The organism is Vibrio sp. 10N.261.52.C2, assembly GCF_041471425.1.
Classification (GTDB): domain Bacteria; phylum Pseudomonadota; class Gammaproteobacteria; order Enterobacterales; family Vibrionaceae; genus Vibrio; species Vibrio crassostreae_C.
Genome location: NZ_JBFROH010000032.1, coordinates 114,402 through 129,077 on the forward strand (window position 1 = coordinate 114,402; position 14,676 = coordinate 129,077).

At 40.8% G+C, this 14,676-nt stretch carries 15 protein-coding genes; 5 read left to right on the plus strand and 10 right to left on the minus strand.

What is annotated here, in order from left to right; genetic code table 11:
- Positions 1-12 precede the first annotated feature (12 nt).
- Positions 13-657 (minus strand): ribonuclease T, encoded by a 645-nt coding sequence (rnt, locus tag AB4307_RS13015; RefSeq protein ID WP_017061178.1) that lies wholly within the window; start codon positions 655-657, stop codon positions 13-15.
- Between the two features lie 188 nt (positions 658-845).
- On the opposite strand from rnt, the gene motY reads away from it, so the two are divergent.
- Positions 846-1,727 (plus strand): flagellar protein MotY, encoded by an 882-nt coding sequence (gene motY / locus AB4307_RS13020; RefSeq protein ID WP_017063457.1) that lies wholly within the window; start codon positions 846-848, stop codon positions 1,725-1,727.
- Between the two features lie 95 nt (positions 1,728-1,822).
- Here motY and AB4307_RS13025 read toward each other — a convergent pair whose 3' ends face one another.
- The gene (locus AB4307_RS13025) at positions 1,823-2,257 is read right to left on the minus strand and encodes a DUF2753 domain-containing protein (protein WP_004734047.1); all 435 of its coding nucleotides are present in this window, start codon (positions 2,255-2,257) and stop codon (positions 1,823-1,825) included.
- 199 nt (positions 2,258-2,456) lie between these two features.
- Positions 2,457-2,873 carry a lactoylglutathione lyase gene (gene gloA / locus AB4307_RS13030; protein ID WP_004734046.1) on the minus strand — a complete coding sequence of 139 codons (417 nt, stop codon included), beginning with the start codon at positions 2,871-2,873 and terminating at the stop codon, positions 2,457-2,459.
- Positions 2,874-3,627: 754 nt separating this feature from the next.
- Between gloA and AB4307_RS13035 the strand changes: the two genes are divergently transcribed.
- Both AB4307_RS13035 and AB4307_RS13040 read left to right on the plus strand, forming a co-directional pair.
- Complete coding sequence (locus AB4307_RS13035; RefSeq protein ID WP_102321073.1) at positions 3,628-6,381, plus strand: cation-translocating P-type ATPase; 2,754 nt, start codon at positions 3,628-3,630, stop codon at positions 6,379-6,381.
- A 914-nt stretch (positions 6,382-7,295) separates the two neighbouring features.
- Positions 7,296-7,397, plus strand: coding sequence for a transposase family protein (locus AB4307_RS13040; protein WP_102430419.1), 102 nt, complete (start codon positions 7,296-7,298; stop codon positions 7,395-7,397).
- Positions 7,398-7,419: 22 nt separating this feature from the next.
- Here AB4307_RS13040 and AB4307_RS13045 read toward each other — a convergent pair whose 3' ends face one another.
- The 6 genes from AB4307_RS13045 to AB4307_RS13070 all read right to left on the minus strand — a co-directional run bounded on the left by AB4307_RS13045 (position 7,420) and on the right by AB4307_RS13070 (position 11,577).
- Positions 7,420-7,860, minus strand: coding sequence for a YiiD C-terminal domain-containing protein (locus AB4307_RS13045; protein WP_102366907.1), 441 nt, complete (start codon positions 7,858-7,860; stop codon positions 7,420-7,422).
- Between the two features lie 65 nt (positions 7,861-7,925).
- A complete protein-coding gene (locus AB4307_RS13050) occupies positions 7,926-8,570 on the minus strand; it encodes a DsbA family oxidoreductase (protein WP_102366906.1) in 645 nt (214 codons plus the stop codon).
- 119 nt (positions 8,571-8,689) lie between these two features.
- On the minus strand, positions 8,690-9,001 hold the full coding sequence (locus AB4307_RS13055; protein WP_055024798.1) for an EthD family reductase: 312 nt from the start codon (positions 8,999-9,001) through the stop codon (positions 8,690-8,692).
- 53 nt (positions 9,002-9,054) lie between these two features.
- Positions 9,055-9,855 carry an SDR family NAD(P)-dependent oxidoreductase gene (locus AB4307_RS13060; protein WP_102366905.1) on the minus strand — a complete coding sequence of 267 codons (801 nt, stop codon included), beginning with the start codon at positions 9,853-9,855 and terminating at the stop codon, positions 9,055-9,057.
- A gap of 141 nt (positions 9,856-9,996) precedes the next feature.
- Positions 9,997-10,818, minus strand: a complete 822-nt coding sequence (locus AB4307_RS13065; RefSeq protein WP_198589006.1) for a helix-turn-helix domain-containing protein — start codon at positions 10,816-10,818, stop codon at positions 9,997-9,999.
- Positions 10,819-10,983: 165 nt separating this feature from the next.
- On the minus strand, positions 10,984-11,577 hold the full coding sequence (locus tag AB4307_RS13070) for a TetR/AcrR family transcriptional regulator (RefSeq protein WP_102366904.1): 594 nt from the start codon (positions 11,575-11,577) through the stop codon (positions 10,984-10,986).
- A gap of 109 nt (positions 11,578-11,686) precedes the next feature.
- Between AB4307_RS13070 and AB4307_RS13075 the strand changes: the two genes are divergently transcribed.
- Together AB4307_RS13075 and AB4307_RS13080 are read left to right on the plus strand one after the other, a co-directional pair.
- The gene (locus tag AB4307_RS13075) at positions 11,687-12,505 is read left to right on the plus strand and encodes a peroxiredoxin family protein (protein ID WP_102319797.1); all 819 of its coding nucleotides are present in this window, start codon (positions 11,687-11,689) and stop codon (positions 12,503-12,505) included.
- An 18-nt stretch (positions 12,506-12,523) separates the two neighbouring features.
- Positions 12,524-13,081 (plus strand): carboxymuconolactone decarboxylase family protein, encoded by a 558-nt coding sequence (locus AB4307_RS13080; protein WP_102366903.1) that lies wholly within the window; start codon positions 12,524-12,526, stop codon positions 13,079-13,081.
- A gap of 1,205 nt (positions 13,082-14,286) precedes the next feature.
- Here AB4307_RS13080 and AB4307_RS13085 read toward each other — a convergent pair.
- Positions 14,287-14,595 (minus strand): helix-turn-helix domain-containing protein, encoded by a 309-nt coding sequence (locus tag AB4307_RS13085; RefSeq protein WP_016767808.1) that lies wholly within the window; start codon positions 14,593-14,595, stop codon positions 14,287-14,289.
- Between the last annotated feature and the right edge of the window lie 81 nt (positions 14,596-14,676).

Consider the following 14,676-nt stretch of genomic DNA (forward strand, 5'->3'; position numbering starts at 1 on the left):
CGACTCTATTTTTTATTCTTCGTCAACAAGAGGCCAACCACCAAGGGCTTTCCATTTGTTTACAATGCCGCAAAATAACTCTGTGGTTTTTTGCGTATCATACAAAGCAGAGTGTGCTTCTTTGTTGTCAAATTCCATCCCTGCAGTGCGGCAAGCTTTAGCCAAAACGGTTTGACCGTAGGCAAGACCACTAAGAGCTGCAGTGTCAAAAGTAGCAAATGGATGGAAAGGGACGCGTTTAAGCTTACAGCGCTCACTTGCCGCATTAACGAAGTTCAAATCGAATGTAGCGTTGTGAGCAACCATGATTGCGCGACTGCAATCTGAAGCTTTTTGTTCTTTTCTCACTAGCTTGTAGATTTCTTTAAGGGCTTCTTGTTCCGACACAGCACCACGTAATGGGCTAAATGGGTCTTTAATTCCGTTAAAGTCTAATGCTGCCTGCTCTATATTTGCGCCTTCAAAAGGCTCAATGTGAAAATGAAGCGTTGATGCAGGGTGCAGATCTCCGTTCTCATCCATTTTTAATGTAATGGCACAGATTTCTAATAATGCATCGGTTTCAGCGTTAAACCCTGCGGTTTCCACGTCGATGACCACTGGAAAATAGCCGCGAAAGCGTTTTTTTAGGGTCAGAGCTTCGTTTTCTACAGTCATGTTAGCCCAAATAAGTGTGATTAAGGCTGCATTATTGCAGATAATAGCAGTGATAAAAACTAGGGAAGGGCAATAAATCATAAATTACCTAACCCATTACGGCTTGATAATTGCATATTTAAACGTGAGAGAAAAATGCGGCAATTGGCTGCATTGTTAAACGAATTGCTTAAGAGATACTCCACTTTATGAAGAAACAACTCATAACAGGTTCAATGCTATTTTCGCTACTTGTGTCGTCATCGGTCATGGCACAAGAAAAGCGTTACGGAGCATCTCCTCAACAGTCGACATGGGAGATGGTGGCCAACACGCCACTAGAATGTCGCTTGGTTCACCCAATTCCAAACTTTGGTGATGCTGAGTTCTCATCTCGCGCGAGTAAAAAAATCATTTTGGACTTTGAGCTTAAAATGCGTCGCCCAATGGGTGCTACGCGTAATGTCAGCTTGATTTCGATGCCGCCACCTTGGCGTCCGGGTGAAAGTGCTGATCGCATGACAACCATTAAGTTCTTCCAACAATTTGATGGCTATGTCGGTGGTCAAACAGCTTGGGGCATCTTGAGTGAGTTGGAGAAAGGGCGTTATCCGACATTCAGCTACCAAGAGTGGCAGAGCCGAGATCAACGTATCGAAGTGTCGTTGTCGTCAGTGCTATTCCAAGAAAAATACAATGTGTTCAGTGACTGTGTTGCTAATCTGCTGCCTTACAGCTTTGAAGATATCTCTTTCACTATTTTGCATTACGACCGCAACAGCGATCAGCTGAATAAATCGTCGCGTAAAAGGCTGAGCCAGATTGCTGATTACGTTCGCTATAATCAAGACATCGACCTTGTGCTGGTGGCAACGTACACCGACTCTGTCGACAGCAAAGGGATTAGCCAAAACCTTTCAGAGCGCAGAGCGGAATCGTTAAGAGAGTACTTCAAATCTCTAGGCTTGCCAGAAGATCGTATTCAAGTACAAGGCTATGGTAAGCGTCGTCCGATTGCAGACAATAACTCGCCAATTGGTAAAGACAAGAACCGACGTGTTGTGATCTCTTTAGGTCGTACACAGGTTTAAGCTAAACAATAGCTTGTTTTGAAATGACAAAGCCCGTCTTGATGACGGGCTTTTTTATGTTTTAGATTTGGAGTCGTTGTTTGGACGTAACTTGTTTAGTTCAAGCGGAAGCGGGCGATCATTTCACAGTTGGTCGCGGTATCGATCTTCTCCACCATAGAGGCAATTTTAGGGTTTGGGTGGCGTTTCATGAAATCGATCAGCGCTTTCTTACAGCAACCAATAGAATCGATAAAGCTTGAACATTGAGTATTAGGGCACTGAGGGATCAGTGTGAGTACCTTTTCGGAAGCCAGTTGAAGATACTTGAGCTCGTATTCAGTGTCGCCAGCCCAACGCCAGAATTGAGCAAGATTGTGGCAAGAAATCACCGAGATCAGTAACCGCTCATCGGCTTGAATATCGGTGCGTTCTGTAATTTCTTCACTTAAGTTCAAAGCCTGCTGATAATGAAGAATACTTCGTACAGGATCGTCGAGCTGCAATGCAGTATCGGCAAGTAACGTGTGTTTTTCCCATTCGCTAATCATTGTATTACCTCATTAATCAATAGGTGGTTAATTTAAATAATAATTATTATCATGTAAAGTTTCATCAATGAGATTGTTAAGAATAATTGGTGAAGCATATCGATTATGGGGAGAGTGATAAAAAAGAAGCGAGCATAGTGCTCGCTTCTTTTTTATTTCATCAGGCGTTCAAACTCAACTTCTCAAAGAGGTTAAGGAATTAACCTTCTAGACCTGCGCTTGCTTGTTTGTTCTGAATCAGCTCAATCATGTAGCCATCAGGATCTTTAACGAACGCAATGTGTGTAGAGCCGCCTTTAACCGGACCCGCTTCTCGCGTTACGTTGCCGCCAGCTGCTTTAATCGCATCACACGTTGTGTAGATGTCATCAACACCGATAGCAACGTGACCAAAAGCAGAGCCAAGATCGTATTCCGTGGTGCCCCAGTTGTAAGTCAGCTCAATCACTGCGCCTTGAGATTCGTCGCCAAAGCCAACGAAAGCCAGTGTGTATTCGTACTCTTTGTTTTCGTTCTTACGTAATAGCTGCATGCCCATTACATTGGTGTAGAACTCGATAGACTTGTCTAGATCACCCACGCGTAGCATGGTGTGTAAAATACGACCGTTTGACATGATTTGCTCCTAGCTTGTTATTGGTTGTTTCTTTTATAGCACTATATATGAGCAAGCTCATAAGCAACACCAAAGAGATGATGAGTTTGGTCATATTTTCTTATTCTCATCATCTATCTTACTCTCCCTCTCTAGATTTTTCTTATTTGTATTACAAGAAAATGAAAGTAGACGGCCTTCTTGATTTGTCAGTCACTATTGATTAATTCGAAGTTTTGCATAAATAGTAAGTTTGAGTATTGGTCTTTTTTGTAATGGTCTTGGTTATTGAATTGTGATTTATATCTCCATCTTGTTGCTGATTTCCTTTCGTTTTTACAATTGGCATCTAACTTTCCATTTTATCAATTTATGATTACGCCAACATCTCCCTGTTTATAGAAAGGTTATTCCGATGTTTTACTTCGTTATTAAGGAATTTTCGATAAAATACGCCGATAACCAATGGTTTTTACGAAAGTGCAAAGGGTGTCTATTTTTTGTGCTTATCTTTTTTAAACAATAGTTTGGGCTTGTATTGTTTGTTTTATGTTTGATGTTTGATGTGGTTGTGTTTTCAAAGTAGTTGTCAAGTGTGTATCAAGTGTATCTTTTGCGATCTTTGCTAAATAGACAATCCTTACTATATAGTTTTTCAAGCGCACTAAATCGACTAAATATTCACTTTTGATTTGTGCGATTTTTCTATCACATAAGAATAAGTATTATTTTATTACATTAGCCTCGGCGTGAGGCATTGATGTGGAGTACTCAAATGACGAGTAAATGGTTTACACAACAAAGTTCAGATGTTTTAAACGAACTGAACGCAGATCAAACGACAGGTTTATCAACTTCTGAAGCGGATGCACGCTTAGAGAAGCACGGCACTAACGAACTGACTGCACAAGAGTCAGCTTCTGCGTGGGAACTGTATATTCATCAATATAAAAACCCACTGATTTTTATTCTAGCTGTTGGTGCAATCGTTTCTTGGTCTACTGGCCACGCGATTGATGCTATTGCTATTGCAGTGATTATCCTTATCAATACTGGTATCGCGTTCTGGCAAGAATTTAAAGCTCAGAAAGGGATGGAAGCGCTAAAAGAAATGGCAGCTCCAGAAGCCGAAGTGATGCGCGATGGTAAATGGATCAGTGTTCCAGCTAAAACCCTCGTTCCTGGTGACATCATCAAAATTAATACTGGCGATATTCTGCCTGCTGATGTTCGTATTCTTGAGTCAAACCGTCTGACGGTAGATGAGGCTGCACTGACCGGTGAATCTGAGCCAGTGAATAAGCAGTCTGAACGCCTTGAAGATGAGACCCTTGGTCTTGGCGATCAGAAGAACATGGGCTTCATGACAACAATCGTGACTACAGGTACAGGCCTTGCTGTGGTAACAAGCACAGGTATGCAAACTGAAGTTGGTCACATCGCTGATATGATGAACCAAACGGAAGAGACGAAAACACCAATGCAAGAGCGTATGGACACCATCGCACTCGCATTATTGGTTGTTGCTCTTGTGGTTGTTGCTATTGTTTGTGCTATCGGTGTTTACCACGGTATGCCATGGTTAGAAATCCTAACAACAGGTATCTCTTTATCGGTTGCCGCTATTCCTGAAGGTTTACCAACGGTGGTTACTATCGTATTAACGATGGGCTCGACTAAGATGGTTAAGAATAATGCTTTGGCTAAACAGCTAGCAGCAATCGAAACGCTTGGTTCTACAACCGTTATCTGTTCAGATAAAACCGGTACGCTAACACAAAACCAAATGCAGGTGATGAAAGCGTACGATGTGTCTGGTCGTTACTGGGATGTGTCAGGTAAAGGTTTTGATCCTAAGGGTGAATTCATTACCAAAGGTCACAATGTCGAAGCGACAAACAGCCCTGCAATGATGAAAGGTCTTGTTGTTGCAACGCTTTGTAACGATGCTGAATATGTAAATGCTGATGGTAAATGGACGGTTCGTGGCAACCCGACAGAAGGTGCACTAATTGTTGCAGCTGCAAAAGCAGGTCTTAAACAAGATGAAATGCTATCAACGGGTGGCTACTCAATCGTTAAGAAGTTCCCGTTCGATTCTGGTCGTAAGATGGCTTCTGTTATCGTTCGTGACCCACAAGGTAAGCACTTCCTAGCATTGAAAGGTGCGCCAGATGTTGTTCTTGGTAAATCAACCAGCTTCATGGTTGACGGTGGTTTCGTACCAACGGTTGGCTGTGAAGTTTCAGGCAACTTGGCTCTCGATACCGCACCGTCTCAAGAGCTTCATTTAAACTTTGAAGCGGCAATCCAAACCTTTGGTGGTGATGCTCTGCGTACACTTGCCGTTGGTTTCCGTGAATTAAAAGAAGAAGAGCTTGAGTTAGATTTCCCTGAGCTTGAAAAAGACGTCAGCATCCTGGGTATCTATGGCATCATGGATCCACCACGCCCAGAAGTACGCGATGCAGTAAATAGCTGTTATAGCGCTGGTGTTCGTACGGTAATGATTACCGGTGACCACGCAGTCACGGCAGCAGCGATTGCTCGTGAAATCGGAATCATCCGTAGCGAAGACGATCTAGTGGTAACGGGTGCTGAGCTTGACCAAATGGATGACGAGAAGCTGTTGTCTATCTGTTCTCAGGTTGCAGTATTTGCCCGTGTTACTCCAGAGCACAAGCTGCGTATCGTAAAAGCGCAGCAAGAGAACAATGAAGTTGCCTCTATGACCGGTGACGGCGTGAACGATGCGCCAGCACTGCGTCGTGCAGACATTGGTGTTGCGATGGGTATTACAGGTACGTCTGTTGCGAAAGACTCAGGTGACCTTATCCTGTTGGATGACAACTTCAGTACTATCGTGAAGGCGGTACGTCAGGGTCGTCAAATTTTCGATAACCTACGTAAGTTTATCCGCCAAGCACTTACAGCGAACGTGGGTGAGGTTTCGGTAATCCTATTTGCATTCCTACTCATGGGACCAGATGTAGTACTTCCGCTAACTCCACTAATGATTTTATGGGTTAACCTCGTTTCTGATGGTCTACCAGCACTCGCACTCGGTGTTGAGCCAGAAGAGAAAGATCTCATGGAGCGTAAGCCAGGCAAACGTGACCAAGGCTTCTTCTCTAATGGTCTAGGCGCTCGTATCCTAACTCGTGGTCTCGCATTAGGTGGTCTAAGCTTTGTGACATTCTCTTACGCACTCGACGGTGGTTACAGTGCTCAATACGCACAAACCGTTGCGTTTTTAACACTGATCTTTGCTCAACTTTGGAGCTTGTTCGATGCACGTACGTTTACAACGATTTATCGTAAGAATCCGTTCACTAACCACTACCTACTTGGTGCGGTGGCAGTATCGGCTATCTTGTCTTTAAGCGTTGTGTACACAAGCTTCGGTCAGTTGGTATTCAGCACAGAAGCGCTAGAGTTTAATCACTTAATATCGTTAATCTTCATTGCAGCAGTACCAACATTTGTTCTATCTGCTATCAAAGAAGTGACTAAAGTGGAGTTTATCTAAGACAGACTTCTTAGCTAAATAATTGAATCCCGCCATAAAAGGCGGGATTTTTTATGCCTGTTGTCTTGGGAGCGCAGAATTAGAAGTGAAAACTTATGTAGAGGCGGATTCTAGAGAGTGGCAATAAAAAAGCAGCGCTTTAAGCGCTGCCGTATTGATTAATCGTTGTGAACGGAAAGACTAATCTTCGCTCTTTTCTTTGAATTCACTTTATATGAACTAAAAATCATCTTTACTCGGTGGGTGAGTGAGTGACTATCTAGTTATTGTAAGGGGTGTAAGTGCCATCAACGGTAAAAATACATTACAAATACCCTTTAATTTGTAAAGGTGATGATTTTATAAGACTAAACTCGACAAAATCATCCCCAATATCCTTTACAAAAATAGTAACAAATTAATCAAATACACTCTAGTTGACTTTACCCAAAGTCTTGGCAAGGCGATGGCCTCACTGCGTGAACCATCACCCTGCTAAAAGGGTATCTAGGGGAATGATGGTAAAGTAAAATAATAAAGCCACTCCTGACGCTCGCACGGCTCGCTAGTCGCTAGGCGTTTATGATTTTTCTTGACCATCGGTATCACTCACAAAAGAGCTTCGTAACTCGTTTTTGGACAGGAATCATTTAGAGTACTCTGTCTAAGTCGACTAATATTGATTAGAAAAAATATCCCAAATTATCAAAGATCTATAATTAGTTTTGCCCTCTTTATCTACAAAACGAGCGGTGAGCGGTAGCCGTAGAGTACAGGGCAAGATCACCAAGCTTTACCTTGAGCTAAGTTTTTTATCTTATACTTCTTTTTGATAACAAACCAAGTCAACCATGTCTGAGCTCAATTTATTCAAGTACTTTGTAGCCATTGAAGATACACGCCAATCAGGATGAGTTGTAAATAAACTCTTTGATATTCTGTTCCTTACCACTAGCGTTGTGATTGCAGGAAGTCAAGGTTGGGAAGAAATTGAAAAGTTCGGGCGTGACAAACTGGATTGGTTGCGTAAGTTTTAGTTTTCTTTGCATTTTGACCTAATTACTCTTTATTAAAAACGACGTATACTCCCTCAAAAGTAGCAACCAACTCATCCGCACAAAATAGATTGCAGGCTATTTGAACACGCCCTTTTCCCTTGCGTTGAAACGCACGATGAAACCGAGACCACGCCGTAAGGTTGTCATATTTACATACTGCTGTTACATCTTTGTTGGCGGGCTTCAGGTATCGAATGCTATTTTCTTGAATAACAATTTGATGTTTTTTACCCTCTAACTGGGCATAAACTAAAGACCAACCTGCCAAAATACCAACAACAGATAAGCTGCCGCCAAACACCGTATTCATGTGGTTTGTATTCACTCTCAATGGTGCAGTAATCTCGATATTTTTGCTGCTACAAGTATTCACACCGATACCGAGAGACTTTGATACTGGTATATGATGATGAAGGTAGACTTCAAGCTCTCTATTTTTCATATAGACCGTTGCCTTTTTCAGACCGCCACAATATTGCAAAAGTCCGTTTTAGAGGGATGCAGGAATTACACTTTAGCTAATTCAGTTAATACTTGCTTATAAGTATCCACTGATTGGGCTCCAGAAATAGCGCTCTCGCGATTGAATACAACCGTTGGAACACCTGATATACCCGCTTGTTTCCATTGTTGTTCCAGCGACTGGACATGACTTCGAATATCATCATCATCTAGGCATTGCATTGCTTCGTCAACATTAATACCAAGACTTTGCAACTCTTGCTCGAGGGTACTCTTGCTGGATATATCTTTTTGCTCGCTATAAAACGAAGCAAATAACCGGTTTTTAAGCTCGGTTTGCTTGCCTACACTTTTTGCATGCTCCAGAAGAATATGAGCATCAAGGGTATTTACAGCTTTTAGCCCGTCAAAGTAGTCGAATTTAAATCCAACGTCTTCTCCAAGCTCTGTCATCTCTTTTCTGAAACGAATGCTATCTTCTAATGTAGTACCGTACTTCCTTTTAAGGTGGGCACGTAGGTCTTCACCTTCAAGCGGCATATCTGGATTTAACTGAAAAGGTTGCCACTCAATCTCAATGCGATCTTCTATACCAAGCTCTTTTATCGCGGTATTTAAACGCTTATAACCGATAATACACCAAGGACAAATCACATCTGACACTATATCCAATTTGATTTTCTTATTCATATTTAACTCTTTTTATCAAGCGTTTAGTTTCAATTTTATTTCATTAAATAACACTAAGCAGAATCCAAATTGTTTATTATTCGGTATCCTGCTCATTTTCACCGTAGAGAGTTGCGGTTCTATATTTTTTGCTCACAAAGCTGAATTGTTGGAACGGTATTAGTGAAGTTCGGTACATCAGCTTTTATCTTCTCTGCATTTGGGCCAAATGCCGTTTGAAATGACTCTATAGATTCAAATGAAATTGTACTAATCGCCACATATGCCGCTGCTTCACCAGGAACAACACTTGTTAGCCCTGCATCTACTGTCGCCCCTTTTAGTGCGTCTCCCAGAAGCTCTCCTATCATAGGAACATGTTTGTTGCAGTAGTAATCAAAATCAAAAATCACATCATCGTTATTTGGGTATATTACGTATACTTTAATCATTGCTTTTTCCCTTTTTCCCTTTTTCTTTCACTAAAGTTTTAAACTGTTGGGGGTTACATTTTGTTCTTGGGCATTGCTTTTCCAATCATTGATTCACCCATTATTGCCTGCTTTTGGTGGGAGATGATCCCAGAAAGAATAGCGGTCATTCGATTACGTTTACCTGGAACCACAACTGCTTTTCTACCCAAACCATTGATAGCTATTTCTGCTACTTCCGCTGGATCTTTTGCAACCATTGGTAGTTTTGACCAGTCAACACCATTATCAGCAGTCATCGGTGTAGTTGTTAACCCAGGAGAAAGAACCGTTACATCAATACCTTTGGGTTTAAGTTCGCCATGAAGAGATGCACCTAGCTGAAGAACATAGGCTTTGGTACCTGCATAATTTGAAAAATATGGGGAAACCATATGACCAGAAAGACTTGATACCATTAAAATGCCGCCTCTTTTTCTTTCGATCATCGCTGGTGTAAAGTGGTGAGTCAGTTGCAATACAGAGGTAACGTTAAGCTGTATCATCTTCAACTCTTGCTCTAGAGATGATTTAGCAAACGAACCATTAACTTCAATACCAGCGGCTAGTACAAGTAGCCCAATACTTTTGTCAATTTGCTTAACTTTTTCGACGCCTTCTGACGTACTTAAGTCAGCAGAAACGGTCGTTGCTTTAATTCCGTAGCGTTCAGTAAGCAACGTAGCTTGCTCTTCAAGCTCTTTTTCTCGACGAGCGACCAAAACAATGTTCAATCCTTTTGCTGCAATCTGGCTTGCCATTTCTGCGCCAATGCCTGATGTTGCCCCTGTGATAAGTGCCCAATCACCATATTTTTCTTTAAAGCTGATACCCATAATTCGTTACCTTTCTCTGTGTTTAGTTGATGGGGTAACTATATGGAATTTGGAGGTACAGGGCTCTCCATAAAAGTTCAAAAATTGCTCACATTAGTTCAAACGAGCCAACCTGAATGGAAAGGTTAAAATGCGTTGGTGTCAGGTTAAACGAAATTGAGAAGGGGATAGACCTGTTTGTCCTTTAAAGGCACGGTTAAACGTGGAAATCGACTCGAAACCTGTTTCAAAAACGATGTCGGAGATACGTAAGCTATTATCTTTCAGTAACACTTTAGCTTTGTTGATTTTTAATTTGGTAATGTATTTTATTGGGGGTTCTGAATACACCTCTTTAAACTTACGTTTAAAAGTAGAAACACTCATATGACACAATGCTGCCAACTCATCCACACTCAGATCCGCATACAGATTACTTTGGATAATATCTTCAAATTTGGCAAAGTTAGGTTTAAACATAGAAGCAAGAAAATCGAGTTCAGAAGGTGCGCTGGTTCTTTTCGCCATAAGAATGACAAATTCACGTAGTTTGCTCTCGATAAGCAAATCATCCGCCAACTCTGGAGAATCCAGCAATATACTGATGCTATCACGATAGTGCTCTAGCAATTTGTCCACTTCAACCTGCAAAATATTATAATCGACCCTGTATTTTGACTGGCTAATATCAAAGTTAAACAGTGACTGAAATATTTCAGGATAGAGAAGGATACCAATCGCTTCACCTGCACCTTCATCATTATGATAGCTAGTGTTTTCATAAAAGTAGTTGGTGCATTTTGCCAGTATTCCGCAGTTTTTGTTCAATGAAGCAGATTCTGTCTGTTCCCTGACGTTAAAATCGCCATTTGTGACAAACGCAAAACACGCTTCACTGTCTACAAATACGCGCGGCATACGTTTGAAACTGGGTATATCTTGTTTTTGAAAAACAATACGTCCATTATATTTTATTGTTTTCATTTAAAGGCACCATTCAATAGTATTGCGATAAGGATAAAGCAGTCTACCTGCTCGATTAACTAATTGGCTCAACTAGAATCGTGTTGCTACGGTGCTGCACTCATAATCATTAGACATCTAAAACTCGACAACAAAGCTAAAGCTCGAGAATAGTCTACGCATAATCTATTTTTCAAATGTACTCAATACAAGCATGAATGCATGTATAGATCGAGCGAGAGATTCATGTGGTCTTTGCCCTCTTGATTGAACTTTTAGTCCTTGACGAAACGTAAGGAAATAGTCGGTCAAATGCTCTGCATCTATACCATCAATAAGTCGTTCTGTTTTCTCATATTGAGTAAAAAATGCCAGTGTTGCAATACGACCTTGTTCAAACTTCTTAATAACATACTCATAGAGGGCTGGTTCGTTTGATTTTAATTCAACAATACTGTTTGTAATTAAGCAGCCGTAAGTGAGTAGATCATTCTCTGGATTTAAGAACTCACTATCAAATAAATATTGAAGATTCTCTGATATTGATTTATTTGAGTCGAGTTTCTTGAGTACCACAGACATGTGATGCTCAACATAGAAATCTACTATACATTTAAACACGGTTTCTTTGTTGCCAAACGCGTTGTAAATACTGGTTTTCGTTAATCCTGTAACGGTCGATAATTGATCCACCTTAGTCGACGCATAACCATGCTGCCAAAAATATTTGGCCATAACTCCAAGCACTTCTATCTCGTCAAACTGTCTTTTCTTTGCCATTTATCTATACAACTACATAAAATTCTTATTGACACCTATTGTACTAGTTAGTACATTAATTGCAAATGTACTAACTAGTACAATTAAGCAAAACAATGAGGAACAAACGATGTATTCAGCTATAGCACTATCACTACTTGGATTTTCCACAACGGTGATTGGAAGTTTGCATTACTTTCTAAAAGTAAAAAAGAACAAGCCGCCCAAAAATCCTATCATCCTTATGCTAGCACTTGCCGCAGGTGTCCTTTTGGGGCTAGGTGCAATTATCAGTGGGATTATAAATATGCATTGGAGCTTTGTTTTCGTTGTCTTAATGTCCAGCTTTTCCATATTTCTTGGTGGTAAATTCATTTGGGTATTCAGTCAAAAAGATACTCCTCTAGGTGATATTGAGGTTGCAATTGGAGATAAGTTCCCACAATTCGAATCAACCACATATGACAACGAGATTTATTCGACTGATGACCTAAAAAATCAACGTGTTCTACTTAAGTTTTACCGAGGTGCTTGGTGTCCATACTGTAGTGCTGAATTAAAAATGTTTAACGATATGAAACCGACTCTGGATCGATATGGAGTTAAGGTCGTTGCGTTGTCGGGAGATACGGCAGAACAAGCAAAAATGCACATCGAACGAGATAGTTTAGATCTTCTTCTTTTGTCAGACCCAGAACTCAAAGTAGTTAAACAATACGGCGTTGAACACCACAAGGCTTTAGGGGCTGACTCGTCTAAAACAAAAACAGTATTAGGGCTGCCATTTCCTACTTCATTTGAATACAAATCAATGTCTATCCCAACATCGATCTTAATTGATGAACATGGTGTCATCCAATGGATAGATCAATCTGAAGACTATCGACTAAGAGCAAGCGAAGAACGATTAACTCAAGCCTTACGCAACGTTTTCACCATTAATAAATAATAAACCGAGAGAATTATTATGTTTAACTACCACAATATTGAAACAGCACCAGAAGCATCAAAGCAAATGATGGAGCAATCTAAAAAATCACTTGGTTTAATTCCAAATTTACATAAAGTGCTAGCAGATGCTCCTGCAACTTATCAAGCTTATTTGAAGACTTATGAGTTATTCACGCAAAGTACACTATTCAGTCCACTCGAAGCTCAAGTGGTTCTGATGACATCAAACTTTGAAAACAACTGTCACTATTGCGTTCCTGGTCATACGTGGATCATGAAATCAGCTAATATGCCAGAAAGCATTATTGAAGCACTACGGGAAGGAAATGAGTTACCTGATGTCAAACTACAAGCGTTGCATGTCTTTACTAAAGAGCTACTAGATAATCGTGGTCATATAGGTGATGAAAAGTTGCAGAACTTTCTAACGGTAGGATACACAGAGCGGCATGCGCTTGAAGTGTTGACAGGCCTAGCTTGCAAACTTATTTCAAATTTCACCAATGCATTATCTCATACACCAGTTGATGGCCCATTAAAGGCTTTTGACTGGACTCACCCTTCAGAGAGGTAAGATCAATCTGAAGAGAGTATCTACTGATACTCTCTTTTAATGGCCGTGTATTTTCATAAGTATATGTGTTGTGGATTAGTAAATTTGGCCACATAGTCAGAACTCTAGGCATAAAGAAAAGTAAGTCAAATTACGAACCTTTAATATAGCCTCATTCCTGCTCTAGCTTGTTATGGGGCAGAACCAAGCTAGCCCCCTACGAAACAACTTTGTTATCACAGTTATCACGTAAAACAGCAAAATGAGAATGACGTTGACTGTCGGAAAGCCGCTTAGTAAAGCTTCCAAACCTACTGAAATATCTGTCAATTTCACCGTAAAATCCGACACTGAAAACCCTATTAAACCTATGTTTTATAAAGGTTAATTTCGGTTGCAAAAGTTATCATTTTTTTTAGAAAAAGCATTCCGAACTGAAAGAGCTCAACATCTGCCACTATTGATCACTGGTAGCGCGTAATAGAGCTACTTTTTGTGGTTATGGTCGTGTCTGTGCTTTAGCTAAGCTAGCTCCTTTGTGTTCGACACGTAAATCCATATTTTATAAACACTTTAGGGGAGAAATAAGTTCATTTCGCAGGTTGCGATTCGCACACTGCGAAATGAGCGTCTAACTCGAAAGTGGGCAAATTAACGGGTTAGTAAGCTTTAATGAACAAACTGACGGAACACAAATAAGCCTCGCATTGGCGAGGCTTGATGGTGTTCATTTGTAGTATTGGTGACGTCTTTTCGAATTATGCTTCCAACACTTAGCAACGTCATATACGTGTGCAGGGTAATCATCCCACGGGTTAGCTAGTGATCTTCCTCTAGCTGCTCGCAGTTTGATAGGATATTCACCACACTCAACTTTATGGAGGAAATAGTAGCTCTTCTCCTGCTTGGTTGAAAAATGCTTGTGAGTTCCACTGCGTACGCTAGGATACACATCCCACAGATAATCCCCTTGCGCTTTGACATAACTTCGATACTGTCGTTTTAGTTTTTTCATTTACCCTCCAGGTTTACATTACCTAGAAGGGGGCCTGTGCAAAGTAGTTCATTCGTCCACCATGATGTGCTCTTTACCCAAGTCTAGCAACTTCTAGTTAGGGCCTAAAATCATTACCAAAGCTTATCAAGAAACCATTAGTCTTAACGCCATCTGTGAAGAGTTTGGGCAAAAATGGGGCAGACTCGCTTGAAATTAAAACAGCAATGTTTCATGTCTTTGAATTATTCTTAAGCTTCGCTATCGATTCTAGTTTTCCAATTAGCTCACGATCACTGGCGACCATACCAAGGTCATTTTCGAGGCCTAATACTGACAAAACGATCATATAGTGCCCAATAGAGACTGTTGAATCACCTCTAATGATCCTTCGTAATGTCGGTTTTGATATCGCCGTTCGTTGGTGTAACAACTCCTGTGATATATGCCGTCGCTTTAACGCCAACTCGATATTCTCACCCAGTTGTTCGAGGATGCGTTGCTGTCTAGGAAAAACCACGGCTCTGCGACGTGAGCTCATAATGAAACTATATCTCCATCAATGTTCAAAATGTGAAAGCGTAGTTTCACTAAAGGTCTAGGTATACGTTCTGTTGTAAGT

Excerpts from the sequence above, each read along its gene's own strand:
- rnt (WP_017061178.1), bottom strand. The coding sequence starts at position 657 with ATGACTGTAGAAAACGAAGCTCTGACCCTAAAAAAACGCTTTCGCGGC.
- motY (WP_017063457.1), top strand. The coding sequence starts at position 846 with ATGAAGAAACAACTCATAACAGGTTCAATGCTATTTTCGCTACTTGTG.
- AB4307_RS13025 (WP_004734047.1), bottom strand. The coding sequence starts at position 2,257 with ATGATTAGCGAATGGGAAAAACACACGTTACTTGCCGATACTGCATTG.
- gloA (WP_004734046.1), bottom strand. The coding sequence starts at position 2,873 with ATGTCAAACGGTCGTATTTTACACACCATGCTACGCGTGGGTGATCTA.
- AB4307_RS13035 (WP_102321073.1), top strand. The coding sequence starts at position 3,628 with ATGACGAGTAAATGGTTTACACAACAAAGTTCAGATGTTTTAAACGAA.
- AB4307_RS13045 (WP_102366907.1), bottom strand. The coding sequence starts at position 7,860 with ATGAAAAATAGAGAGCTTGAAGTCTACCTTCATCATCATATACCAGTA.
- AB4307_RS13050 (WP_102366906.1), bottom strand. The coding sequence starts at position 8,570 with ATGAATAAGAAAATCAAATTGGATATAGTGTCAGATGTGATTTGTCCT.
- AB4307_RS13055 (WP_055024798.1), bottom strand. The coding sequence starts at position 9,001 with ATGATTAAAGTATACGTAATATACCCAAATAACGATGATGTGATTTTT.
- AB4307_RS13060 (WP_102366905.1), bottom strand. The coding sequence starts at position 9,855 with ATGGGTATCAGCTTTAAAGAAAAATATGGTGATTGGGCACTTATCACA.
- AB4307_RS13065 (WP_198589006.1), bottom strand. The coding sequence starts at position 10,818 with ATGAAAACAATAAAATATAATGGACGTATTGTTTTTCAAAAACAAGAT.
- AB4307_RS13070 (WP_102366904.1), bottom strand. The coding sequence starts at position 11,577 with ATGGCAAAGAAAAGACAGTTTGACGAGATAGAAGTGCTTGGAGTTATG.
- AB4307_RS13075 (WP_102319797.1), top strand. The coding sequence starts at position 11,687 with ATGTATTCAGCTATAGCACTATCACTACTTGGATTTTCCACAACGGTG.
- AB4307_RS13080 (WP_102366903.1), top strand. The coding sequence starts at position 12,524 with ATGTTTAACTACCACAATATTGAAACAGCACCAGAAGCATCAAAGCAA.
- AB4307_RS13085 (WP_016767808.1), bottom strand. The coding sequence starts at position 14,595 with ATGAGCTCACGTCGCAGAGCCGTGGTTTTTCCTAGACAGCAACGCATC.